Origin of the sequence: Odoribacter sp. N54.MGS-14 (assembly GCF_000980295.1) — a bacterium.
Lineage (GTDB): Bacteria > Bacteroidota > Bacteroidia > Bacteroidales > Marinifilaceae > Odoribacter > Odoribacter splanchnicus.
Genome location: NZ_LARL01000007.1, coordinates 1 through 25,861, shown reverse-complemented (window position 1 = coordinate 25,861; position 25,861 = coordinate 1). Strand labels below are relative to the sequence as shown.

The window sequence follows — 25,861 nt, the reverse complement described above, 5'->3', positions numbered from 1 at the left end:
TTCCTTCCGTTTAAAGTCCTTTTTTACACAGATATTCGGCAATCTGTACTGCATTCAGAGCGGCGCCTTTTTTGATTTGGTCACCTACTAACCAGAAAGTCAATCCTTTTTCGTCCGCCAGGTCTTTGCGGATACGGCCTACATACACCGGATCTTTGCCTGATAAGAAAAGAGGCATCGGATAATCCTGTTCTGCCGGATTGTCTTGCAATACCAGACCTTCGGCACGGGAAAAAGCTTCCCGGACTTCCTCTACCGAGAGCGGGCGTTCTGTTTCGATCCAGATACTTTCCGAATGGGCCCGTAAGGCCGGTACTCTCACACAAGTAGAGCTTACCCGGATATCCGAATGCATGATTTTCCGTGTCTCGTTGAACATTTTCATTTCCTCTTTGGTATAGCCGTTATCCGTGAAAACGTCTACCTGAGGAATCAGGTTAAAAGCCAGTTGATAGGCGAATTTCTCCACCGTAGGTGTTTCCCCTGCCAGGATTTGCCGGTACTGATTATACAGTTCGTCCATAGCTGCTGCGCCTGCGCCGCTCGCTGCCTGATAGGTCGATACACGGGCCCGGGTGATGTGGCTCAATGGTTCGATGGCTTTTAAGGCAACCACCAGCAGGATAGTCGTACAGTTCGGATTCGCGATGATGCCACGGGGACGGTCGAGAGCATCTTCCGGGTTGACCTCCGGTACCACCAAAGGTACCTCTTCGTCCATTCTGAAAGCACTCGAATTATCGATCATTACAGCCCCGTATTTGGTGATCGTTTCGGCAAATTCTTTCGAAGTACCGCCTCCGGCCGAAACGAAAGCTATGTCGATGTCCTTAAAGTCGTCGTTGTGTTGTAAAAGTTTTACAGTCAGCGGCTTACCACGAAACAGGTATTGGGTGCCGGCGCTCCGTTTCGAACCGAATAACACCAACTCATCCATAGGAAAATTTCTTTCTTCCAATACGCGCAGAAACTCTTGTCCTACTGCTCCACTTGCCCCGACGATAGCTATTTTCATATTTTCAGGTTTTAAAAATGTATGATTATTGGATTGCAAAATTAATGTTTTGATGATCTCTAAAAAATATCCCGGTCGTTTTTTTCATCAAACATACTGTGTGTTTAATTTTAAACATCGGCTTTCCCGATAAACCTGTGTTTCCTCGGAGATTCCGGTTGTTAGCGTTTACCGGTGGTCCAGATGATTTTTTTCGATCATAGCTTTATCTTGCTTCTTCAAGCCCGAATTATACCAGAAAATAGGTTGATCGTGATCGGTCAGATACATCCTTCGCCGGGCTTTATAATCAGGGCTGATCAGTGAGTAACCGGTATTCAGTAATGGGGTCGTGATAGAGGCCATGTCCAGCATCGTGTGAAAAGCCACGATTGTAGATACCGGTTGTGTCTGGTTGGCGAGTGCCGTTGCATATCGTTCCGGGAATTCCTGCCGGTACTGATCGGAAAACCATAAGAATAGTGGTATGTGCAATTGATAATACGTCGGATGGGGCGAAGCATGCAGGAAGCGTTTCCGGTCGTCGTCCAACAAATCTTCCCCGTGGTCCGGGCTATAGTAAAGTGCTGTCGTATGATTCGTCGAATCCAGAATCTGGATCAGATGGTGCAGAAAATAGTCCGTATAACGGATGCTGTTATCATATGCGTTGATCAGTTGTTGCCGGTTTTTCACCTCCACTTCTGTCGCTTCGTCCGGGGTAAAATGGGCGAACTCCCTTGGATAACGTTCAAAATAGTTGAAATGTGAACCATAGGTGTGCAACACAAAAAATAAGTTATCCGGTAATGAATCGATATAATGCTGCACCAACGGAAGCATGGCATCGTCGTAGTTATTGACGGTATAGATCCCTCCTGCCGATGCCGGGCGGATATTGTGGTGGAAATCCGCTTCTGCTGCAAAATAGTCGGTAAAAGTACGGTTAGGCGTCTGATTCGAGAGGAAAATCGTTTTGAACCCTGCTTCTTTAAAGGCTTCGACAATACTTTTTTGCCCATAGATGTCTTCGAAATGCTCGGCATTGGCGGCGGATAAAATCAGGGGAACACTTTTATGTGTAGCATTTGCCTGTGTAATGGCATCTTTATATAAAGCCAGGCCCTGAATCTGGGATAACAGGGGGTTCGTTTCCCGTTCATATCCCCAAAGGCTCCAGTTCACCGCCCGGCTGGCTTCTCCTACTACCAACACATAAATCTCCCTATCCGCCGATTTTACACTTTTATGGGCCTGGAAAGTGAAGTCTTTCGACGTGAGAGGATAAATCATACTCCGTTGCCATTTTTTCACGGCAAAACGAAGATTATAATAGATATTCACCGGGAATACGTCGTATTGCAATTTATAGCTTCCCGTATTCCTGTTCGTAGCCGTGAAGGTCAAACCGTACGAAACCAGCCCGATAATCAACCCGGTACAAGCCATCTTTTTCCGGAACACAGGCGTCAGATGCACCCTCTTTTTACAACCGATAGCTGCAATCACAATCGTAGGGATATAGATCACACAAACCAGGATGATCGCCGGCCACAGATTATTCAGCAATTCACTGGCTTCCGTCACGTTGGTCGTCGCCAGGTTCAGAAACATATCGACAGCGATCACCGATTCGCCGAACAGGTAGAATAAAACGATCTGAAAAGCATTGAAGATCAATTGCGGGATCAATATCAGCTGCATCAATCCGATATTTTTCAACCACGAGAATACAAAAAGATACATTCCCAACGGAAAAGTGACCAGGATCACCTTTCCCATAAAAGAATAAGGTTCTGTAAATACCAGCAAAATACAGGGAATCAGGTTGACGATAACGAAGAAACGGAATAACTGACGTGCATCGGTCAGAAAACGTCGGAATAACAGATTTATTTGATGTAACATAGTCATTGTTTAAAAAGCTTCGTCGATATTAAAATAAAAAGCACTTTGCCCTTTTCCGAATCCATAATCCAACCGGACATTTACCCGTTTCTTGAATTCCCACCGGTAGCCGATGCCGTAAGTAGGCAGCGTTTCCTTCCATTTGAAGTACTTGAATTTCGGAAACACATTTCCTGCACCTCCCCAAAGGGCGATTCCATGCCGGTTGTAGATATGTTGTCTTAGTTCTACCTGAGTTTGTATCAGGTCGTTGTCCCGGTATTGTCCTTCATAATAGCCTCTCATCTGATAAGAACCTCCCAATAGGGCGACCATACTCCAGGGGGTATTACCGTAATTGAATGTCCCCTGCAAATCGGATGCCAGAATGGCTCCTTTCCACAACTTATTGTATTGCCTGAAGAATACTTCTGTCCGTTTGAATTTGTTTCCCCAGAAATCCGGGAAAAAGAGCTGGTCGATTCTGGCATAAGTTCCCCGGTATGGATTAGGAAGAAAATCCCTCGAATCATAAGTCAGAAACAGACCGAATCCTTGTGTGGCGATATTTGCTTTTTCACCGTCCAGAAAACCGGGGTCTTTAAAATCTTTACCGTTGACATGCCTGAAAAGTCCCGTCACCCCCAGATAGGTGTTGGGAAACAGACGGCGTGAGAAATCCACCCGGATTTGTTTCTCCAGGCGTTTGTAAGTCGTGTAATGATCCTTCTGATTTCCGTTTGTATAACCGATACCCCAGTATTTACTCGGAAAAGAAAAGAAGTAAAAATTGATCCCGAGCCTGTATTTGTCTTCTTTAAAAATGGTCGTCCCCCGGATGCCTAACAGATAAAAACCGGTGGTGGTTACGTCCCCGTAAAAAGAAATGTTGGAAGGCGGAAGGGTCAGATGCTCCCGGTCTACCCGGTACAGTCCCGAAGCTACCAGACCTAGTCCCAATTTGGTGTCGCTCGAAAAATGCGGTCCGCCGATAACCGAGAAATCGAATCGTTTGGTTTCTTTCTCCTGGTTTGCTTCTGTGAAATAGCGGTATACATTTTTATACATCCTTTTGAAAAAGGCAGGACGTGACTCCAGGCTATCCACAGATAATGTGTCTGTAGTTGGGGTATTTCCATGGCTTATCGAGTAAGACAAGAGGAAGAATAAGATGAGGAGTACGCATTTTTGCATGCTTTTCTTTTTATTGACTTTATTTTCAAATGTTTAATGCACTTTTTTTCGTCCTGTACAAACCATTTTCGTACAAACTGTAAAACATTTACGCAAGAATGATGCCAAGGTTCAATAAATGAAAATGAATTTGAGATGAAAAAGATTTTTATTCTATGTTTAGGAATAGGACTCCTCTTCTCGTACCGAGGGTTCGGACAAGTGGGAGAAAAAGTTTTTTCTGTAAATATCCTGAATATGAATAATGACACTGTTGCTTTGCCGATGTTGGGACAGAAAAATTTGCTGATATTTTATGCTGATCCTTCACATCCTGGACAGAACAAAACCTTCCGCGATTATTTCAAGACTCATCCGGTGTCAGGGCTGGAAATTACATCTTATGGTATTGTCAATTTAGCTGCCGCTCCGATGCTTCCGAATGCTTTGATTAAGAGAATGGCTTTGAAAGAGGTAAAAGGAACGGATGGAAAAATTTATTTTGATCCGGATGGGATTTTAGCTACGGCTTGGAAATTACCAGGAGCGAATAATAATTTTACAGTGATCTTTATTAATAAGAATCAGGTAATTGAGTTTTATAAAGCTGGCCAGTTGACACCTGAAGAACAAGAACAGGTGATTGCTTTAGTACGAAAATATAGTAATTAGTTTTACTTTTTGATATCTGATTCGTACCCTTATTTTGTATATTTTGTAATTTTACGTTTGTTTTTTTTATATTTGTGCAATTATCATTATTTGTACAACTATCATTTTCGACGTAAGTGAGTATACAGAGTGATACATATCTTTTGAAATCGGGCGATACTGCGGCTTTTGAACGGGTATTCCAATATTACTCCCGAAGTATGTTTTATGTGGCGATGGGGTTAGTCGAGGACCGGCAAATTGCCGAGGATGCTGTACAGGAGAGTTTTATAAATTTATGGGCTCATCGGGAACAGATTAATCCGGATTATGACCTTCAATATTACCTGAATCAATCTGTCCGGAATTATATTTATAAGTATTTCCGGCATTGCCGGGTCAGGGAGAAGCATGCAGAAGCTTTGATCCGGGAGTATAAATTTTGGGCAGATTACAAATCCGAAGATTTGGCCGAGAAGGTAGAAAATGTCCGGGAATTACTTCTCTCTTTACCGGAAAACTGCCGGAAAATTTTTGTCATGGCTGTTATTGAGGGGACTGGTTATGCAGAAACCGCATCGAAACTGAATGTGTCAGTTAATACAGTCAAGTCACAGGTCAAAATTGCTTACCGTAAATTGAAGGGGATGTGGGGTATATCTGAAAATGAATTGCTTTTGTTTCTAATTTTTATTTATTTGAAAAAATTTTAATAATCTTTTCACCCTTTTAAATGTCTTAGGGTTATTAAAGACAAATTGATTTCGATCGACTGTTTTTAATACTATAGTTTTGGAAGGATGAAGGAGATTTTTACGAAAATATGGAAATTTCTTTGGGAAAGAACCGGAAGAAAAGAGCTGGATTCAGACGAAATCTGGTTGTTGGAGCGGATGGATCGTATTGCAGCTATTGAAGAACCGGATTATGACCGGATGTGGGAACGGATTCGCCGGAAAACGATTTGTAAAAACTCACCACGGGTAAAACTCTGGCGGGGAGTGGCTGCGGTGGCATTGCCTATGGCTGTCATTTGTACAGCAGTTTATTTTTTCCGGGAAAAAACGCAACAACCGTCCGGGCAATTTCTAGTGGAAAACCAGAAGGAGACTTCTTCCCGAATCAGTCTGACTTTGGGTAATGGAAAGGTGCTGAAGATTCCGAAAGATTCTGTCGGGGAGGTTTTGAAGACCGGACAGGTTGCTGTGCATCAGGATTCTTTGAAAGGGATTGTGTATGTTGTTTCCGGAAAAGAAGACGAAAAATTACATTATCATACGATAGAGATACCGGTAGGGGCTGATTACCGGCTAACCTTGTCCGATGGTACAGTTGTATATCTTAATTCTGCAAGTAAACTGACATTTCCTGCAGCTTTTGTCGGAGATGAACGACGGGTATTTCTGGAAGGGGAAGGTTATTTTGAAGTGGAGAGTGATAAACAGCATCCTTTCCGGGTGGAAGTGAATGGTACTATTGTCGAAGCTGTAGGGACAATTTTTAATATCAATGCTTATCCTGAAAAAGACGGAGTAGAAGCCACTTTGGTATCTGGTAAAGTGAATGTTGAAAACGGACAAGACCGGGTGTCTCTGATCCCCGGACAACAGGCCCGTTGTGGGATGAAGAATATTGAGGTTTGTGAGGTTGATACCCGGGAATACATCAGTTGGAAGAATGGAATGTTTATTTTCAATGAGATGACTTTGGAGAATATCATGGTGCAGATGCAACGTTGGTATGGGCTTGATGTCTTTTTCCAGAATGAAAGTGCTAAATCTCATGCTTTCAAAGGAATGATTGACAAGCACTTGTCACCCCAGGAAGTTTTCCGTATCATAGAAAAAACTGCAAATGTACGGTTTGAGATGAAAGGGAATACGGTGGTCATTGAGTAAGAACAAAAAAAAGTCCTTATTTCGGGCATAAAATTTCCGGAAAAAGTGAAAGCGAACTGATGTAAATTGAATTAAATGAGAGTAAAATTCAGGCTTGAGAAAACAGAAAATGGAATCTGTAAAATTTGCAGTAAATATTTAGTAATTAAAAGATAAAAATAGTGTAAGATGATAAAAAACAGAAATGAGTGATCGGGAATTTGTGGTTTCTACCCGATTTTATTTGAATTCATTTGATTTCACTCAATTCAACTTAAATAAAGGACCCTTTTTTAATCAAAATAAAAACCGGCGATTGCTGGACACAATCACCGGAAGATAACGTCCCGTTACTCTTTGGACGGAAATAACGGGAGATGTTGGATTTCAAATACAAACTTATGAAAAAAAAACAATTTTTTGTTGTACATCAGCGGCAATTGCCCCAAAAAACATTGCGTGTTATGAAATTAACGCTGATTTTGTGTTTGGTATTTCTAATCAAAGTAAATGCCAGAGGTTTTTCACAGGATATCCGGGTTTCGCTCGATTGTCAGAATGAGCGACTGGGAGATGTCTTTAAGGAGCTGGAAAAGCAGACCAATTATTTTTTCTTTTTCAATGTTAAAAGCATAGATACTGAAAAGAGAGTTTCCCTGTCTTTCAAAGAAGAAGAACTTGAACGTGCCTTGAAGAGAATTGTAGGCGATCGTTATCAGTATGAACTTTCTGGCAATCTGATCATTGTTACAGAAAGTAAATTGGGTACTCCCACAACTCCTCAGGCTCAGAAGAGGAAAATTACGGGAACTGTCAAGGATAAAAAGGGAGAGCCTTTACCGGGAGTGAATGTATTGGTGAAAGGAACATCTGTTGGAGTCGCTACTGATATCAATGGTAAATTTATAATTGAGAGCCCTGTGGTGAAGTCGCCTGTATTGGTTTTCTCATTTGTGGGAATGTTGAATAAAGAGGTGACTGTAAGTTCGGATGCTCCGCTGAATGTGGTGCTGGAAGACGAAGAAAAGGTGTTGGATGATGTTATTGTAACCGGTTACCGGAGTATCAGTAAGACTACCTTTACCGGTTCTTCAACTAAATTGCAGCAGGATGACATCAAACTGAAGGGGGTAATGGATGTCAGCCGTATGCTGGAAGGGGCTGTCGCTGGTGTGAGTATACAGAATGTGTCCGGAACTTTTGGTGCTGCCCCGAAAGTGCGTGTGCGTGGTGCTACCTCTTTGTCGGGTGAGAATAAGCCTTTGTGGGTGATTGACGGGATTGTACATGAAGACATTGTAAGTGTTAGTAATGATGATTTGACCAGTGGCGATCCTACGACCTTATTGGGATCGGCAGTGGCAGGTTTAAATGCCAATGATATTGAAAGTATTGATATCTTGAAAGATGCTGCTGCGACAGCGCTTTATGGAGCCCGGGCTATGAATGGGGTGGTGGTGGTAACTACCCGGCGGGGGGCTGAAGGGCGCCCTGTTTTCCGCTATTCCGGAAATTTTACCGTGCAACTTCGTCCTACTTATGCTGATTATGACATTATGAATTCCGGTGATCAGATGTCTGTATATGCTGAGCTTGAAAGAAAAGGGTTTTTGAATTCGGACTTGGTGAATGCGTCGAATTCCGGAGTGTATGGAAAAATGTATAAAATGATTAATTCCTTTGATCCGGAAACCGGAAAGTTTCAGTTGGAAAATACCCGGGAAGCCAGGAATGCATTTTTGAGACACTATGCCAATGCCAATACTGACTGGTTTAAAATTTTATTCCGGAATTCGCTGCAACAGGAGCATTCTATCAGCATTTCAGGAGGTAGCCAGCGTAGCCGTTCATATGCCTCTCTGAGTTTCCTGAATGATGAGGGCTGGACTGTGGCTGATAAGGTGAGACGTTATACCGCAAATCTTCGCAATAATTATAAATTGGCTGAAAATTTGGATTTAGGCGTACAATTGATAGGGTCACTACGGGATCAGAAAGCTCCGGGATCTTTGTCCCGCCGGAGTAATACGGTGGAAGGCTCCTATGACCGGGATTTCGATATTAATCCATTTAGCTATGCTTTAAATACCAGCCGTGTGCTCACCTGTTTTGATGAGGCTGGAAATCCGGAATTTTTTACCCGGAATTATGCCCCTTTCAATATTATCAATGAATTGCAGAACAACTCCATCCATTTGAAAATGGTGGATGTAAAGGCACAATTGGAATTAGGTTGGGAAATCATTAAAGGACTCCGCTATGAGTTTATGGGAGCTGTGCGTTATGTAAAATCCGACCGGGAACATATGATTACTGAAAATTCGAATATGGCAGAAGCCTACCGGGCTGATTATACTTCAACCATCCGTGCTAAAAATAAATTTTTATACAAAGATCCTGAACATCCGGAAGCAGAAGCCATATCTGTATTACCCTATGGTGGTTTTTATAACCGGTCCGAAGATCAGTTAACCAGTTATGATGTCCGCAACTCTTTTAAATACAATAAAAAATTCGGCTTGCACGATCTGAATATGATTGCGGGTGTGCAGGTGAAATATGCTGACCGCCAGAAGTTTTCAAATACCGGTTACGGTTATCAATACAATGAAGGAGGGAAAGTCACTGTGGATTACAGGATTATGAAAATGATGATCGAAAGTAATTTTGATTATTATGGAATGGGAACTACCCGTGACCGTTTTGCTGCATTCTATTTTAATGCCGATTATGGTTTTGATTCCCGTTATATTTTTTCCGGAACAGTCCGGTATGACGGAACAAATGCTTTGGGAAGCAATCGTAGTGCCCGTTGGTTACCGACTTGGAATGTTAGTGCCAAATGGAATATCAGTAATGAACATTTCATGGAATCTACCGAATGGATCGATCAATTGTCGTTGCGTGGATCTTATGGCTTGACTGCTTCTATGAATTCTTCCGCTTCTGCTTCTGCTAAGTTTGTCAATGAAAATACCAAACGTCCTTATGGTAATGAGATCGAATCGGTAATTACTCTGGAAGCACTTGAAAACTCTGAATTAACGTGGGAAAAGGGACATGTGCTCAACTTGGGTATTGATATCGGTTTGTTTAACCGGCGTCTGGATGTAATCTTTGACTATTGGAGAAGAAATAGTTTCGATTTGATTGCCTCTTTGAAGAATTCAGCTATCGGAGGTACGCTTTATAAATATGCCAATTATGCCGATATGGAATCCCGGGGTTATGATTTGGCTATCGGTATTACCCCTATCCGTACAAAAAACTGGAATTGGAAATCAAACCTGACCTTGGGGTATACGACAACCAAAATTACAAACTCCAAGAACATGCCTTCTATTTATAATATGATCAATGCCAGTGGTGGGAACCGCGAAGGATATCCCGTGGGGAGCTTGTTTTCTATTCAGTATAAGGGATTGGAGCACGATACAGGCGTTCCTCTGTTTATCAATGAGAGCGGAGTGATTGCTAATTCAGTTTATTTCCAGAGTACAAATCTGGATTATCTGAAGTATGAGGGACCGATTGATCCGGAGTATACCGGAGGATGGTCGAATACATTCCGTTGGAAAGATCTTTCATTGAATGTGTTCCTCACTTTCCAAGCCGGCAATAAAATCCGTCTGGCTCCGGCATTTAAGACCAGCTATAGCGAACTGGACGCAATGTCGAGTGTCTTTTTTGACCGTTGGATGCAACCCGGGGATGAAAAATATACCAACGTGCCTTCTATTGTCGATGTGTTAACAGCTGACGGTTTTAAAAGTAAATACCCTTATAATTCTTATAACTACTCAACGGAACGGGTGGCTAAAGGTGACTTTATACGTCTGAAAACTATTTCGCTGACCTATAAAGTTCCTAAACATTATTTGCAGAGAACTAAAGTTCTGAGTGATGTGTCCCTAACTGTTGCCGGTTCTAATCTTTGGTTGATTTATGCAGATAAAAAGCTGAACGGACAGGATCCTGAGTTTTATAATACCGGAGGTGTGGCTCAGCCACTTTCCCGTCAGTTTACGATTGCCTTGAATATTGGTTTTTAAATGATATGATTATGAAGAAATACTTTAGAAATATAGCGGTTGGGGGATTGGTACTATTAACTGGTTGTAACAATTTCCTGGATGTGGTTCCCGATGACCGGACAGAGATCAATACTACCGAAAAGTTGGCAAAACTGGTAGCCGATGCTTATCCTAAAGCTTCCTATGCTGCCATGCTGAATTCCCGTGTAGATTTTGTGACTGATAAAGGTTCTGGTAAACAAGAAAATAATTCGAATACAGATCCTTTTTTCTGGCGGGATGTAGAGGATGAGACTCAGGATACTCCAACCTGGTTCTGGAGAAAGTTTTACTACAGTATCGCTGAAGTGAATCATGCCCTGAAAGCTGCAGAAGAAATGGGGGCTCCGAAAGAGCAGGAACCCTATATCGCTGAAGCAAAAATGATCCGTTCGTTTTCGCATTTTATGCTGGTGTCTTTGTTTGCTAAGTTCTATGATAAAGATAGTGACAATAGTAGTCCCGGTGTTCCTTATGTAACGGAACCGGAAACAGTGGCTTTAGCGAAATATGACCGTGAAACTGTAGCTAAAACTTACGAAAAAATTGAAAAAGATCTGATTGAATCCATTGATAAATTGGGATCAGATGCGATTTATACCGTTCCCCGGTATCATTTTACCCGGGCTGCTGCCAATGCTTATGCTTCGCGTTTTTATCTTTATAAAGGAAATTGGGGAAAAGTAATTACTTATGCCAGTAAAGTGTTCCCTATGCCATCCGTATTTGTCGGCCAGGAAGGGGCGAAAAATGTTTCGGATAGAGATAATGCAAATATTTATGCAAAAAATAATTTCCAGCCTTGGTTAACTACCTATGCTGTGGCGCCTGGTTCCAGTGATGTGAAAATAGCCTATACCAAGTCGGATAATACCTCTAACCTGTTGTTGACGGAAATGTCATCCCGGATGTCCCGCTATGCCAATACCTGGAGATATGGTTGTGTGAAATCGGATTTGGAACAGACGCTGACCAGTTCGACTCTGAATGTGACAGGAGGTCAATGGGCTTATCGCAACTGGTATAGTGGGGATAACTATTATGTACCCAAATATTATGAATTGTTTATCAAGACAGATATTAACGCTTCCTCCGGGATAATTTATACGATCTTCCCGACTTTCCGGAACGAAGAGGTGTTACTGAACCGGGCGGAAGCTTATGTAATGCTGGAGGATTATGAGAAGGCACTTGCAGATCTGAATATTTTCTGCCGGCAGAGGATCAAGAATTATAATGAAGAAAAGCATGTGATTACAGAACAGACTGTAGTTAAATTTTATAATGCGACTTTGTCAAACGAAGATCATTTTATGAAAAAATATAATGCTTATGGTTCTGCTTCCTGGAGCGATGTGAAAAAAGCATTGATTCTTTGTATACTCGATTTCCGTCGTAATGAATTTATGTGGGAAGGACTCCGTTGGTGGGATATGATGCGCTATCGGATTCCTATCACCCATACTACGAAAGAGGGCGACAGTAATACCCTTTATCCGGGCGATGACCGTTGGTTGTTGCAGTTGCCTGAAACTGCTGAACTGGCAGATGTACAGTTAAATCCCCGAAGTAATTTTCTGAGTAGACAATGGTAAATGAGAAAGATGTTATGAGAAAACTAAAATATTTTGCCGGCATAGCCGCAGCTCTGATGCTGTGGGGGTGTTCTGAAGACAAATTTGTGCCCGACCAGTATTTGAATGGTTTGGGAGGCGATGAGTATGTTCTGAATGAAATCGACGAGTGGATTATCGATAATTATACGCGTCCTTACAATATGGAAGTGAAATATCGCTGGGATCAGTCGGAGCTTGACCTGAACCGTACATTGGTACCGATTAAAGAAGAATTGGTGGTTTCTGTTATGAAAGTGGTGCAGGAGATCTGGATTAAACCTTATGAACAATTGGCTGGAGCCAATTTCATCCGTTCCTATTCACCTAAAAAATATGTACTCGTGGGTAGTCCGAAATATAATCCGAATACCGGGACTATCACTTTGGGTGAAGCTGAAGGAGGAAGAAAGATTGTGCTGTACCGTCTGAATTGGTTCGATCTGAAAGACCGCGATTTGATTCAGCAGATCATGAAAACCGTCCATCATGAATTTGGGCATACTTTGCACCAAACGATTTTGTACCCCGAAGAGTTTAAAAACATTACCCCGGGTGGATATACGACTTCCTGGAACAATATGAGTGAAGAGGAAGCCTTGAAACTGGGATATGTCAGCAGTTATGCCTGTGCCGGGCCTGATGAGGATTTCGTAGAAATGATCGCGCGGATTGCAGTATTTGGGCCGGAATGGTATGAGAAAAAAGTGGCCCGGGCTAAAGAATTGTATCTGAATGCGACTTCAGCTTTAGATTTCGCATATGATCCTTCCGAAGCTCTCCGGCAGAAGGAAACAATTGTGGTAAGCTATCTGAAAGATATCTGGGGAATCAATTTCTACGATCAGGATGGAGAAAAGGGATTGGTTACTCTGGTTCAGGAAGCAATCGACTATGTGACAAGTGATGATTATAAACAGTAAATTTTATCCCTATGAACAGATATCTTTTTTTCTTCATTATAGTCCTGTTTATTGGTTGTGATAAAACAGAGGACAATATTTTTACCCAGACTCCTGACGAAAGGTTAAAAGCAACTGCCGATGAATACCGGGAAGCCTTATTTTCTGCACCTAACGGATGGTTTCTGGCTGTGGATACAAAGAAAGACGGAGCTTACCGGCTGTGGATGTCGTTTGAAGAGAATGAACGGGTAGGTATGCTTTCTGATATGGATGCAACTTTCAGCAAAGCCGGGGAGACTTCTGTTGTTCCCTGTATTTCTTCGTGGCGTTTGAAAGCTTTGCTAGCTCCTTCCTTGATATTCGATACCTATAGTTATTTACATATTTTGGCGGATCCTCAGGGGGCGAATAACGGAGGAAGTAATTCTGAGGGGTTGATTTCCGATTTTGAATTCCGGATCGTAGATACTGATAATGGAGGAATTAATCTGATTGGGAATTATAATGGTCGTCTGGCACGGATGGACCGGGCTACTCCCGAAGAGGCAGAGAAAGTTGTACAGGGAGGATTGAAAAAAGTGATTGAACATCATGATGAATTCCTGAATTCCAATAAATTTCCGACGGTTGAAGTCGATGGGAAAAGATACCTGATGCGTCCGAATTTCAGGAAAACGGAGTTTGCTTATGTAGATGAAGAGGGGGTATTGACAGAGCTTGCTGTCGGTTCCTATCTGGATTTTCAGGGAATAACCCAGGAAAATGCGCAAAGTAATGTTTATTTCTTTGAACCTGCAGAAATTAATGGTATGAAAGTGGATGGTATGAAATGGATAGGAAATAAATATCAGGTTGAAATTAATGATAAAACTTATGAATTGGTAGATAATCTGGTTCCCCCCTATCCATTGAATTTTGGTTATAATCAGACCTTTTCCCAATTGTATATGAATCCTTCAGCTATGGTGGGTACTTTAACAGATCCTTTTATGAGTGAAGTGTATACTCCGGCTTATAATCGTTTGAATGGCAGGACACGTGCTATTCAGGAAATGTATTGTAAGTTTGTGATGAATGCGACTATCGGTAAGCCTGTTATGGAATTGGGTATCACATATTTAAATACTTCCACGCAGAAAAGTTTTACTGCAAAATGGCAATATCCCTATACTTTGAATGAGGATGGTACGATAACATTTACGGATCGCGAACAGACAGGGTCAACGAATGAATTTTACTACGAAATGTATATGAAAGAATTGCCGGATTTCTTTTGTAGTTTAGAATATTCACATTACGATACAGGTGAAAGCTGGGCAAATGTAGAGAAATCTAAAATCATTCCTCATACTTTTAAGATTGATTGGGCTGAAAACAAGACTCAGGGATTAACAGGGAATATCGGTGGTATGTTCCGGGCTGACCGGGAGGAAATGTATCTTGCCGGGCAGTTAAAGCAATAGTAAAATATTTATAAAATGACATGTTATGGAAAAATATAGATTTTTGTGGTCATTGCTACTGGTCAGTTTGTCAAGCATCCTGTTTTCTTGTTCAGATGATGATGAAGTGACCGGTCCGCTGACAATAAAGACCGGATTATTAAAAGAGATTGGTTATACAACGGCTGTTTGTGGAGGGGAGATCAGCGGGGGAAGTGGGATTGGTAATCGTGGAGTGTGTTGGTCAACTGATGTCCAACCGACTGTCAAAGACAAACATACCACTGATGGCAGCGGACGTGGTGAATTCCGGAGTGAGATAACCGGATTGACCGAAGGTGTACAGTATTATGTCCGGGCTTGGGTGGAAACAAGCGATGGTGTTAAATATGGGGAAGAAAAAACCTGTGTAACATTGGCTCATGGACGGCCTACGATGTTACTGATGGGGATAAATAATATAAAGGAGACCTCGGCAGAAGTACAGGCTCAGGTGTTTACGGACGGAGGGGTGGACATAACAGAAAGAGGTGTCGTTTATCGTTTGCAATCAGCTGGAACAGATGAACCTGCTTTGGAAAATGCGACGAAACTGAAGGTTGAAGGGAAAACAGGACTTTTGGAAGGTATCTTAAACGGATTGACCGATAATGAAACTTACATTTGCCGGGCATATGTCGTTTATGCAGAGGGGACAATCTATACGAAAAGTGAGACCTTTACCACTGAAAAATACACAGCACCGAAAGCAGAGATAGAGGAGGTAAAAGATATTACCAATACTGCATTTACAGTTACGGTGAATATAGCTTCCGGTACTCCTCTGCCTGTGCTGGAATATGGTGTAGTTTGGGGGATTAAGTCAGGACCGACGATCGAGAACAATAAGCTGAAACTGGGAGAAGGAGATGGACAGACTTCGACGACTGTCGGCGAGTTGCAGGAAGGTTCTGTATATTATGTACGGCCTTATGCCGTAAATAAAAACGGAATCACTTATGGTGAAGAAGAAGTAGTCGCAACTTTAAGTTATAAAGCGGCTATTACAACCCGGATGACTGCGTATGTTACTGCCCACCGGGCTTATGTCGGAGGTGAGATCCTGAATACAGGTGTTTTGAATGCAGCCGTAACAGAAGCCGGCGTTTGTTGGGGAATGGCTGAGCATCCGACAATTGCTGATAATAAATTGAAAGCAGAGGGTATTGGAAATGATCACACCGAATTCGATTCATTGATGCTTTTTCCTTTAAAACCGGAGACAAAGTATTATGTTCGTACGTATGTTATAAATGAATATGGAACTAATTATGGGGATGAGTACTCTTTTACTACCCGTGAACCGGTGGCTGATTTTTTCAAGGCAGAAGGCAGTAGTGGGGATAATCCTGTGTTTAACGGCTTAAATCTTACTTCCACCTATCCGGGAGGAATCGCTTCCGGAGATCAACAGGATGCTTATGAAAGATTGAGCAATATTCTGACTACTTATGGTAAACGCGTCCTGACGGCTTACCGGATTTATCTGGTCCCGGATAAAAGCCAGCAACCTCGTTATATCTATACTACCATTCAATATCAGAATAGTGCCGGAAATGCATATGTGGGGATATGGCGGGATAAGATAGATTGGGATGCTGATTATGTATACACGGTATCTCATCATCAGAGTAACGGAAATAATGCGACGAATATTTACAACAGTGCTGTGAAAAATGGACAGGAAGAAGATTTATTGCGGAGTGTGGATTATTTGAGCCAAAGTCCTTTTGTTATAGATTGGGATAATGAAAATTCTACTACAATAAATAGTGCTTTCTACATTATTCCGATTAAATATCCGGATAAGTTTAAACGTATGGGCGTATTCCGCTATACGAGCTTAACACCGGCTGAGGACTGGTGGTAAAAAAAAGCCCCGACCGGGGCTTTTTTTAATCTTCTACGCTGGTAATACGTTTACTTTGGCGTTTCCGTTCTGTTTCATCGAGGATGATTTTACGTAAACGCATGGAATGAGGGGTTACCTCAACATATTCATCTTCCTGTATGTATTCCAATGCTTCTTCCAGACTGAATTTAATAGGGGGAGCTATGTTTACTTTGTCATCTGACCCACTGGCGCGCATATTGGTCAGTTTTTTAGATTTGCATACATTGATCACGATATCGTCCGGACGGGTACTTTCACCGATCACCTGGCCGGCATACACTGTTTCGCCCGGTTCGATAAAGAATTTCCCTCTATCCTGCAATTTGTTGATAGCATAAGCAAAAGTATCTCCCGTTTCCATAGCGATCAACGAACCGTTGATCCGCATTTCGATATCTCCTTTATAAGGTTCGAATCCTTTCAGACGGTGTGCAATGATGGCTTCTCCTGCCGAAGCCGTCAGCAAATTGCTACGCAAACCGATGATTCCGCGTGAAGGAATGTCGAAATCCAGGTGAACACGGTCGTCGCGGGTTTCCATATTGTTGAGGACTCCTTTTCGCTTCGTAACCATTTCGATGGCTTTCCCCGAAAATTCTTCCGGGATATCGATCGTCAGTTCTTCTATCGGTTCGCATTTCTGACCGTCGATTTCTTTAATGATTACCTTCGGCTGTCCCACCTGAAGCTCATAGCCTTCCCGCCGCATCGTTTCGATCAAAACACTCAAATGCAATACACCACGGCCGTAAACGATGAATGAATCCGCGCTTAATCCCGGTTCTACCCGCAGGGCCAGGTTCTTTTCCAGCTCTCTGTCCAGCCGTTCCTTGATGTGGCGTGAAGTGACGTATTTACCGTCTTTACCGAAGAAGGGCGAGTTATTGATCGTAAACAACATACTCATCGTCGGCTCGTCGATAGCGATCGGGGTCAGGGCTTCCGGATTTTCAAAATCGGCGATAGTATCTCCGATCTCAAATCCTTCGATACCTACGATAGCACATATTTCTCCGGCCTCTACTTCCTCTACCTTTTGTTTTTCCAGTCCCTCGAACAACATCAAATCTTTGATCCGGCTTTTGATCTGTGTCACCCCGTCTCGTTTGCAAAGGGTGACCGGCATACCGGATTTCAGTTTTCCCCGGGTCAGTTTACCGATAGCGATCCGCCCGATATAAGAGGAATATTCCAATGAAGTGATCATCATCTGAGGAGTTCCTTCGGTTGCTTCGGGTTCGGGGATATCTTCGATGATTGCGTCCAAAAGGGCGGTAATATCTTCTGTTTTGTTTTTCCAGTCCGTCGACATCCAGCCTTGTTTGGCACTTCCGTAAATCGTTTTAAAATCCAGTTGTTCTTCACTGGCTCCCAGTGAGAACATCAGATCGAAGACCTCTTCCTGCACTTCGTCCGGTCGGCAGTTCGGCTTATCCACCTTATTTACCACCACGATAGCTTTCTTGCCTAATCCCAACGCTTTCTGCAATACAAAGCGGGTTTGGGGCATCGTGCCCTCGAAAGCATCCACCAGTAACAATACGCCGTCGGCCATGTTCAATACACGTTCCACCTCTCCGCCGAAATCCGAGTGGCCCGGAGTGTCTATAATGTTTATCTTATAGTCTTTATAATGAACAGAAACGTTTTTTGCCAGGATAGTAATTCCCCGTTCACGTTCTTGATCATTATTATCCAGAATTAAATCTCCACTTTGTTTTTCGTTTTCTCTGAATTGTTTGCCCTGCAAAATCATTTTATCCACGAGGGTTGTTTTTCCGTGGTCGACGTGCGCAATAATGGCAATGTTTCTTAATTTCCGCATTTGTGTATCTATAATTTTAGGGGGACAAAAATACAATAAATTATTGACAATGAAAATAGTGGAGGTGAAAATGCGGATAAATCGTTGAAAACGTGTGAGAATACGTTACGAAGACGAATCTGTGTCATCGGGCGGAGTTCGTTTTGTCTTAAAGATCAGCCGGATTGCCTGATCGTAGGTCAGATAATTCCAAAACCAGTTGAGTAGGATTTCCAGTCGGTTACGGACACCCAGGATCGAGCGCAGATGGACAGCCATCCAGAGAAACCAGGCGACGAATCCCTGGGTTTTCAGATGAGGGAGGTCGGCTACGGCCTTATTGCGTCCGACGGTTGCCAGAGTACCTTTATCACGATAATGGAAAGGTAGTGGCGGTTGATGATGTTCGAGCAGGCACAGGTTGCGGGCCAGTAATTTTCCCTGCTGTAAAGCTACCTGGGCTACTTGTGGATGGCCGTTGGGATAAGCGGGTTCGTTTTGCTGTGCAATGTCCCCGATAGCGAAGATATTGGATTGATTTTTCACCCGGCAAAATTCGTCTGTCAGTATTCTGCCCCCTTTGCCGGTCACCGCTTCGGGAATACCTTCGAACAGGCGGGCTGTAACCCCGCTTACCCAGATCACTGTTTCGGTCGGAATACTTTCGCCGTTAGCCAGTACAATGGCCCCGTCCCGGTAATCCGTTACCCGCGTATCCAGTAAGAGTTTAACCCCCATCCGGCTGAGGAAACCGCCCGCCTTTTCGGATGCTTCGGGCGACATGTTACCTAATACCTTCGAAGTCCCTTCGACGAGGTAAATGTGGAGTGTGGCAGAAGTGAGGTCGGGATAATCTTTTTGCAATACATAGCGTTTCATTTCGGCTAGTGCTCCCGAAATCTCTACTCCGGTAGCCCCTCCTCCTACTACCACCAGATTGAGCAACCGTTGCCGTTTCGTGGCATCGTCTGCGGTCAGGGCTTCTTCGAATTTCGTCAGAATATGGTTCCTCAATGCCATGGCCTCGGTGACGCTTTTCATCGGTAAGGCATGAGCCTGTATATTTTGCATCCCGTAGTAGTTGGTAGTCGTACCTGCTGCAATGACCAGATAGTCATAACCGAGGCTACCGATCGTCGTTTCGATCTGATTTTCCCGGGGAACGATCCGGGTGACCCGGGCCATGCGGAAATGAAAATCCGGTATATGCCGGAAATCTTTTCGGAAAGGAAAAGCAATAGAGCCGGGGTTCAGGCCGGCTGTCGCCACCTGATAGAGCAGAGGCTGGAATTGGTGATAATTGTTCTGGTCGATCAATACAAGCTGAAACCCACTCCGACGCAGGCTGTCGATTAATTTCATGCCACCGAAACCTCCTCCGATGACAACTACACGTTTACGGGTTGTTGCAGGTATATTCAGGCTCATGGGTTATTCTTATTACATCCGTTGTATACGGACCGGGCCTGATATGGTTATGTCAGGGGCGGTAGAAAAGAAAAACACCGGCTCGGCGGCCGGTGTTTGATAGGCATTTATTTTACCGTATTGGCACTTCCCAGTACATCTGTCAGTTTGTGTTTATACAGTTCTCTCAGTGAGTCACGGGCCGGGCCCAGGTATTTCCGCGGGTCGAATTCGGCCGGTTTGGTAGCGAAAATTTCACGCACAGCAGCAGTCATCGCTAAACGGCCGTCGGAGTCGATGTTGATTTTACAAACAGCCGATTTAGCCGCTTCCCGTAACTGATCTTCCGGGATACCGATTGCGTCTTTCAGGGCACCGCCGTATTTGTTGATGATAGCCACTTTGTCCTGAGGTACGGATGAAGATCCATGCAGTACGATAGGGAAACCCGGGATACGTTTTTCAATTTCCTTCAGAATATCGAAACGTAATGGAGGAGGAACCAATACGCCGTCGGCGTTCCGTGTACATTGTTCCGGTTTGAACTTATTCGCTCCGTGGGAAGTTCCGATAGAGATAGCCAGTGAGTCTACCCCTGTCTTTTTAACGAAATCTTCTACTTCTTCAGGACGGGTATAAGTGTGGTGTTCGGCAGACACTTCGTCTTCTACGCCAGCCAGTACACCGAGTTCTCCTTCTACGGTTACATCGAACTGATGAGCATATTCCACCACTTTTTTGGTCAGCGCTACGTTTTCATCATACGGAAGATGTGAGCCGTCGATCATGACTGAAGAAAAGCCCATGTCGATACAACTTTTGCAAAGCTCGAAGCTGTCACCGTGATCCAAATGTAAGGTAATCGGAATATTTAAACCCAGCTCTTTAGCATATTCTACAGCCCCTTGAGCCATATAACGAAGCAGGGTCTGGTTGGCATATTTACGAGCACCACTGGAAACCTGAAGGATTACCGGTGATTTACATTCGACAGCTGCCTGGATAATGGCCTGCATCTGTTCCATGTTGTTAAAGTTAAAGGCTGCAATTGCATATTTCCCTGCCATTGCATTTTTAAACATTTCTCTGGTATTCACCAGTCCTAAATCTTTGTAGTTGACCATAACTTATATATTAAAAATTGTATTTTGCTTCAAATGTAGAAAATTATCCACAAAGTATCAATCGGGTATTGAAAAGTTTTAACAAATAATCGTCGTACACGATAGCGGAAAATTATGGGAACGGATTCCTGATTATGAAAATTACGATTATCGGAGCCGGAAATATCGGCGGGGCTATCGCTCGGGGATTGGTAAGGGGAGGCGTGTTCAATGCTTCGGATATTACTTGTACGGATTTGATGCAGGCGAATCTCGACCGTTTATTATCGGCAGATGCTTGTTTTAACGTATCACAGGATAATCCGACGGCTATTCAGGGAGCCGATTTAGTAGTTATCGCGGTAAAAACCTGGCGCGTGGAGGCTGTGATCGACGAAATTCGGGGTACACTCGATTATGAAAGACAATCGGTTGTTTCCGTCGCTGCCGGGATTCCTTTCGAGCGGTTATTGCGTTATTTTACGAAAGATGCAGAGGTTCGGCCTGCCTTATTCCGGGTAATTCCGAATATCGCTATCGAGGTTTCCAGTAGTATGACCTTTGTCGCTTCCTGTAATGCCACTCCTGAACAAGAGAAAGTGGTGGTCGATATTTTCAATCAATTGGGAATGGCCATGTTGATCAAAGAGGAGTTGATGATGGCCGGAACAGCTTTGGCATCCAGTGGAATCGCTTTTGCCTTGAGGTACATCCGGGCGGCTAGTGAAGGCGGGGTTGAACTGGGTTTTTATCCCGATCAGGCCAAAGAGATCGTACTGAAAACGGTAAAAGGTGCCGTAGATTTACTGCTTACTCATGGCTCCAATCCCGAAACAGAAATCGATAAAGTTACCACCCCTGGAGGGATAACCATTCGTGGCCTCAATAAAATGGAAGAAGAGGGCTTTACCTCAGCCGTGATCAAAGGCCTCAAAGCCAGTAAATAAAAATTAAAGCTAAAGGTTATAGCGGGAAAAGATCAGCGTATCCGGAGGGCTCTGATTAGTGCTTTGCTAATCAGCGTATCTGCGATACTGATCAGTGGACCTTCGGTTCTGATAAACATTCCCTATCAGAACCGAAGGTTCGCCGATCAGGCGCCTGTAAAGCAACATTGATCAGGAATAAAAAAACGCTGATTTTTTTCTGCCTTTAGCTTATAGCCCATAGTTTTTAGCCTGTCGAATTTTAATGCATAAAATAGCAGGTAGTTTTTATCCGATTCTGTCTCCGGTAATTGTTGACCTTTGGCTTTCAAATATTTTTCGAGATATTCTCCCCGGCAAGTTCCGATGAGTCGGTTTCCGCATTGCCAACGGGGAAAAAAGGGAGGTAAGGTTTGCGAATCCTTGATTCTTCCGGTATATATAATTTCCCTCCCAGATGAGAACAGGGTGTAGTAACGGGTATTTTTTTCCAAAAAACTCATCATTTTAAAATGATTGAAATCAAAAAACTCTTCAATATAAATAAAAGGAGATCTGCCCGGATTAAAGTCTTTCTCTCCGATACGATCCGGAATCGTTTTGTTTCCGAAGTCTATTTCAAAACTTAATCGTAATTTTCCTGCAGGGGTGAATTCATATATCTGATTGGAAAAGGGGCGTACTAAAAAACTTTGTTTTGTACTTTCATTCCACGTGAACATTTGTCCTGTCGTGCCTCGGCCATGTAACGTATGTCCCCATTTGGGTTTATAAGGAATGAAATGATCCACTTCGTTCATATCTCTATCTCTATAAAGGTAATAATAATTTCCGTCGATGTCTTCTAAATTGTTGAAAAGAAAATGCTTGTCTGTGATTTTAAAATCCGAGGACGTATAGGATAAATTTTTTGCAATAACAAAATTCATTGAGTGGTCGTAGTATATCAGTTTTTTCCCGGGCATATCCAATACGTATACGAATGAAGAATCACATTCTATTGAACAAGCATGGATATATTCTCCCGGACCCCTTCCTGAACGACAAGTTTCTTGAATGAAATTTCCCTGCATATCGAAAATGAATAAGGATTGTTTTATATCATCTAAGATATAAATTGAATCCCTGTATATGGCAAGATCTTTAATTTGGCCGATAAAGGTTGTATCGGGTATATTTAGTCGGAGTATCTGAATATCCGAAAGTATACGATCCATTTCAATTTCCTGGGAAAAATTCTTTATGGGTATCACTGTGTACCTGGTGTTTTCTTTTTTACAGGATAAGGTAAATAAGAATAGAAAGAAGATAAGGGATAATTTCATATTTAGTCGCTTTGGGAATTTAAATTTTAGGTTAATTAAAGATGAACTCTTATTTAATGTGAAAACTGTCAAAAATCTTTCTTTCTTGTCATATTCAAATTTTATCATGAAAATTATGTTTAATATTATTAGTAATGTAATAGTTATTGTTGTCATTTTTATAATTTGTATTTTCTGATAAAAGAATATTCCAGGTCATTATAATTATCTATTGTGGCAAATAAATAGGTATCATTGGCATCGACACAAATGGAATAGAGGAGTTCCGGACAAGGGTAGATATTTTTAATATTTCCTGACCAATCCATGACAATTAATTGTCCTGATAATTTCTGAGGCTGATTTTGCAATTGTATCCCGGTTTTATTTGCTCTTAAGATATAGCAATATTTGTTTGTACCACAAGTGCTTAGATTATAAAAAGAGGCTTCTGGTGCCATCCCGGAAGCTACGGTAGATAATAAAGGTTTCTGGATTTTAGAAAAACAGCATTCTTGTAAGAGTTTACCTTCATCATCGTACAACTGGATGAGATCAAAATAACGATAGGCTACTATGATTTTTTTCTTTTGCGGGTGAACGCAAATGGAGTTCAGGTAAGATTGATCTTCATATTTTTTATCGGGATATCGGAATTTGTGATTAAATTTTATCCATTTTTTTTCTTTACTCGTACTATTATATATAAAGAAAGATCCATAATTCATGTCAATGCTTTTCCCGACAAAAGTAGAGTCGTTTAATATATTCAAATTATCGGTAAAATACAATTTAGTAGGTAAATACCGTCCTTTTATTTCTTTTTCAGGCTGAGGATTTTGTATGAATTTTTTTAAGTTGAAATATTTTTCTTGAAGTAGATTAATGTCAAACATGTGAATAATGGAGTCGTGGCAGTCGATAAAGTTAGTATTAAAAAATTGGGGCATATTGAATTCTGAAAAAAGTTTACCTTTGTCGCCCACACTGAATTTAAAATTGAAAGCTGTGTCATAGACATGAATGAATTTTTCATCAGCATCTCCATAAGCGATCATAATTAATAAAGAATCCTTGGTAATACTGTAACCAAAGCTATTATTTGTAACTTGTTTCTCTCCGATCAAAGTTAATGATTTTGTAATATTTAAAGGAGTGATCGGTATTTCTTTGCAAGAATGTAGAGAAAAAACTATGACTAATGATGATATTATTATTCTCATTTTTCTATGTTCATTAAAACTATACTATATTAAGTCCTAATTTATATTTTTTGAGGATAAATTCATGTGAATTGCTTTTTTATATAAATCCCATATATTATCGTTTCTAATGGGATTTCCAATTAAAATTATATGATTATTTTGATCGATCAGAAAACATTGTAATAAAGAAGAGGTTGGAAAATTATTAATTTTATTCATGTCATTTGTTTTGTCATAGAAAATAGGATAATTAAAAAAATTTTTTTTGCATAAAAATTCTAGATCAGTATAATCTTTTTGATATGCAATAAAAATCACCTCAATTTCGGAACTTAAGGATTTTATTTCTTCTATTTTTTTACTCCATTCATAAAGTTCAAGTCGACATTCCGTACATCCACTTGTGTCAATATAATTGATAATCTTTAATTTATTGTTATCTATTTTTATTATCGTATCTTTTCCTAAGATTTTTGCTTGTAAATTTGGAGAGAATATGATTTCTTTGTTTTGCCAACTTTGTAATTCTCTGCTTAATTTTCTTTTTCTTTCATTTTCACATGATAATATGAACAAAATGAATATACAGAATATTAATATATAGTTTTTCATAGATTAGTTTTGGAAAATGAAATTTCAGAAACTACGTAAGTCAAATCTTCATTTCTCAAAGAAGTTTTTATATTATAAAGCTTATTGTCATAGTTTGCATATCTTTGGATATTATAGTTCGGATTATATAATTCTTTAACGGAATATAAATAGTTTTTGCCTGAGTCAAAAATATAATACTTAAGGTATCGTTGCGAGTGGTCTATGCGTTTATCGATAATTTTCGATTTTCCTACTTCGCTTTGTATGATCAGATAATTATTGGCATAGAATAAGTTCGTAATAATACTATTACTCAATAAGTAATCTATGACTTTGTCGCGTTCGTTATTCACTAATATATTGGCGTCTAAATTTAATTTATTAACAATAAATTCCGTATCCTTGAAATAGGAAGATGTGTTGTGCGTTGTGTTTTTTATATTTGTACAATAGATATGAAGTGCGTCTGCGCTTGTATAATAGAGGCTGTCATTGACTAAAATTAATCCGCCAGATCTTTCGGTTAAATTTAAAACGAGATGTTCATTACTGGGTTTGCCGATATAATCGATATTGTTTCTTTGATGTATATGATGAATTTCTAATAAAGCTTCATTAAAACCTCCTGCTATATAGAATATGAGATTTTCATTCCAAATGCTAAAATCTTTTATTGCTTTTTTAAAGTTTTTGTACTCTTCAATAAATCTTCCTTCCAGATCTAATTTGATTAATTTTAGTTGTTTACTGCACCATATATAAATATGATTATTAAATACATGTACAATTGCCGGTTCAATATATTCACCTGGCCCTCTACCGAGACGATTTATTTTTTTTTCTTGAATGCCTTGAGAATTATAAATGAATAACGATGGGGCAGGAGAAATAGTACTTATTATAAAATGGTTGCTGTCAATAAAGTTAAAAGAATTGATATTTCCGAGAATATCGATATTTTCTTTTAAAG

Annotated in this window: 19 protein-coding genes; 9 read left to right on the top strand and 10 right to left on the bottom strand. The window is 41.3% G+C overall.

Annotated elements, in window-relative coordinates:
• Positions 1-10 precede the first annotated feature (10 nt).
• The 3 genes from WS42_RS02720 to WS42_RS02710 all read right to left on the bottom strand — a co-directional run bounded on the left by WS42_RS02720 (position 11) and on the right by WS42_RS02710 (position 4,075).
• Positions 11-1,015: an aspartate-semialdehyde dehydrogenase gene (locus WS42_RS02720; protein ID WP_046450724.1), complete on the bottom strand. Its 1,005-nt coding sequence runs from the start codon at positions 1,013-1,015 to the stop codon at positions 11-13.
• Between the two features lie 168 nt (positions 1,016-1,183).
• Positions 1,184-2,902 (bottom strand): phosphoethanolamine transferase family protein, encoded by a 1,719-nt coding sequence (locus tag WS42_RS02715; protein WP_022160438.1) that lies wholly within the window; start codon positions 2,900-2,902, stop codon positions 1,184-1,186.
• A 9-nt stretch (positions 2,903-2,911) separates the two neighbouring features.
• Positions 2,912-4,075: a BamA/TamA family outer membrane protein gene (locus WS42_RS02710; protein ID WP_013613036.1), complete on the bottom strand. Its 1,164-nt coding sequence runs from the start codon at positions 4,073-4,075 to the stop codon at positions 2,912-2,914.
• Between the two features lie 237 nt (positions 4,076-4,312).
• Between WS42_RS02710 and WS42_RS02705 the strand changes: the two genes are divergently transcribed.
• The 8 genes from WS42_RS02705 to WS42_RS02670 all read left to right on the top strand — a co-directional run bounded on the left by WS42_RS02705 (position 4,313) and on the right by WS42_RS02670 (position 16,524).
• Positions 4,313-4,726: a YtfJ family protein gene (locus tag WS42_RS02705; protein ID WP_229032308.1), complete on the top strand. Its 414-nt coding sequence runs from the start codon at positions 4,313-4,315 to the stop codon at positions 4,724-4,726.
• Between the two features lie 116 nt (positions 4,727-4,842).
• A complete protein-coding gene (locus WS42_RS02700) occupies positions 4,843-5,418 on the top strand; it encodes an RNA polymerase sigma-70 factor (protein WP_013613038.1) in 576 nt (191 codons plus the stop codon).
• Between the two features lie 87 nt (positions 5,419-5,505).
• Positions 5,506-6,603, top strand: coding sequence for a FecR family protein (locus WS42_RS02695; RefSeq protein ID WP_013613039.1), 1,098 nt, complete (start codon positions 5,506-5,508; stop codon positions 6,601-6,603).
• Positions 6,604-6,983: 380 nt separating this feature from the next.
• A complete protein-coding gene (locus WS42_RS02690) occupies positions 6,984-10,634 on the top strand; it encodes a SusC/RagA family TonB-linked outer membrane protein (protein ID WP_236252579.1) in 3,651 nt (1,216 codons plus the stop codon).
• Positions 10,635-10,645: 11 nt separating this feature from the next.
• Entirely contained in the window at positions 10,646-12,250 is a 1,605-nt protein-coding gene (locus WS42_RS02685; protein WP_046450723.1) for a RagB/SusD family nutrient uptake outer membrane protein, read from the top strand.
• A gap of 14 nt (positions 12,251-12,264) precedes the next feature.
• Positions 12,265-13,191 carry a putative zinc-binding metallopeptidase gene (locus tag WS42_RS02680; RefSeq protein WP_083813784.1) on the top strand — a complete coding sequence of 309 codons (927 nt, stop codon included), beginning with the start codon at positions 12,265-12,267 and terminating at the stop codon, positions 13,189-13,191.
• Positions 13,192-13,202: 11 nt separating this feature from the next.
• A complete protein-coding gene (locus tag WS42_RS02675; RefSeq protein WP_013613044.1) occupies positions 13,203-14,636 on the top strand; it encodes a DUF4302 domain-containing protein in 1,434 nt (477 codons plus the stop codon).
• Between the two features lie 25 nt (positions 14,637-14,661).
• Positions 14,662-16,524 carry a fibronectin type III domain-containing protein gene (locus tag WS42_RS02670; protein WP_013613045.1) on the top strand — a complete coding sequence of 621 codons (1,863 nt, stop codon included), beginning with the start codon at positions 14,662-14,664 and terminating at the stop codon, positions 16,522-16,524.
• Between the two features lie 25 nt (positions 16,525-16,549).
• Here WS42_RS02670 and typA read toward each other — a convergent pair whose 3' ends face one another.
• The 3 genes from typA to WS42_RS02655 all read right to left on the bottom strand — a co-directional run bounded on the left by typA (position 16,550) and on the right by WS42_RS02655 (position 20,883).
• Positions 16,550-18,373: a translational GTPase TypA gene (gene typA, locus WS42_RS02665; RefSeq protein ID WP_013613046.1), complete on the bottom strand. Its 1,824-nt coding sequence runs from the start codon at positions 18,371-18,373 to the stop codon at positions 16,550-16,552.
• A gap of 105 nt (positions 18,374-18,478) precedes the next feature.
• Positions 18,479-19,780: an NAD(P)/FAD-dependent oxidoreductase gene (locus WS42_RS02660; protein WP_022160444.1), complete on the bottom strand. Its 1,302-nt coding sequence runs from the start codon at positions 19,778-19,780 to the stop codon at positions 18,479-18,481.
• A 107-nt stretch (positions 19,781-19,887) separates the two neighbouring features.
• Positions 19,888-20,883, bottom strand: coding sequence for a class II fructose-bisphosphate aldolase (locus tag WS42_RS02655; RefSeq protein WP_013613047.1), 996 nt, complete (start codon positions 20,881-20,883; stop codon positions 19,888-19,890).
• Positions 20,884-21,017: 134 nt separating this feature from the next.
• Here WS42_RS02655 and proC point away from each other — a divergent pair, with 134 nt between their 5' ends.
• Positions 21,018-21,809, top strand: a complete 792-nt coding sequence (proC, locus tag WS42_RS02650; protein ID WP_046404342.1) for a pyrroline-5-carboxylate reductase — start codon at positions 21,018-21,020, stop codon at positions 21,807-21,809.
• Positions 21,810-21,955: 146 nt separating this feature from the next.
• Here the strand turns inward: proC and WS42_RS02645 are convergent, their stop codons facing one another.
• The 4 genes from WS42_RS02645 to WS42_RS02625 form a co-directional block, all read right to left on the bottom strand.
• Positions 21,956-23,221, bottom strand: a complete 1,266-nt coding sequence (locus WS42_RS02645; protein ID WP_181990572.1) for a DUF4934 domain-containing protein — start codon at positions 23,219-23,221, stop codon at positions 21,956-21,958.
• A gap of 50 nt (positions 23,222-23,271) precedes the next feature.
• Entirely contained in the window at positions 23,272-24,315 is a 1,044-nt protein-coding gene (locus WS42_RS02635; RefSeq protein ID WP_286728165.1) for a TolB-like 6-bladed beta-propeller domain-containing protein, read from the bottom strand.
• Positions 24,316-24,351: 36 nt separating this feature from the next.
• Positions 24,352-24,909, bottom strand: a complete 558-nt coding sequence (locus WS42_RS02630; protein ID WP_113028161.1) for a redoxin domain-containing protein — start codon at positions 24,907-24,909, stop codon at positions 24,352-24,354.
• Positions 24,906-25,861 (bottom strand): 6-bladed beta-propeller (locus WS42_RS02625; protein ID WP_046450720.1); only part of this gene is annotated, 956 nt, incomplete at its 5' end. The genes WS42_RS02630 and WS42_RS02625, both read right to left, overlap by 4 nt.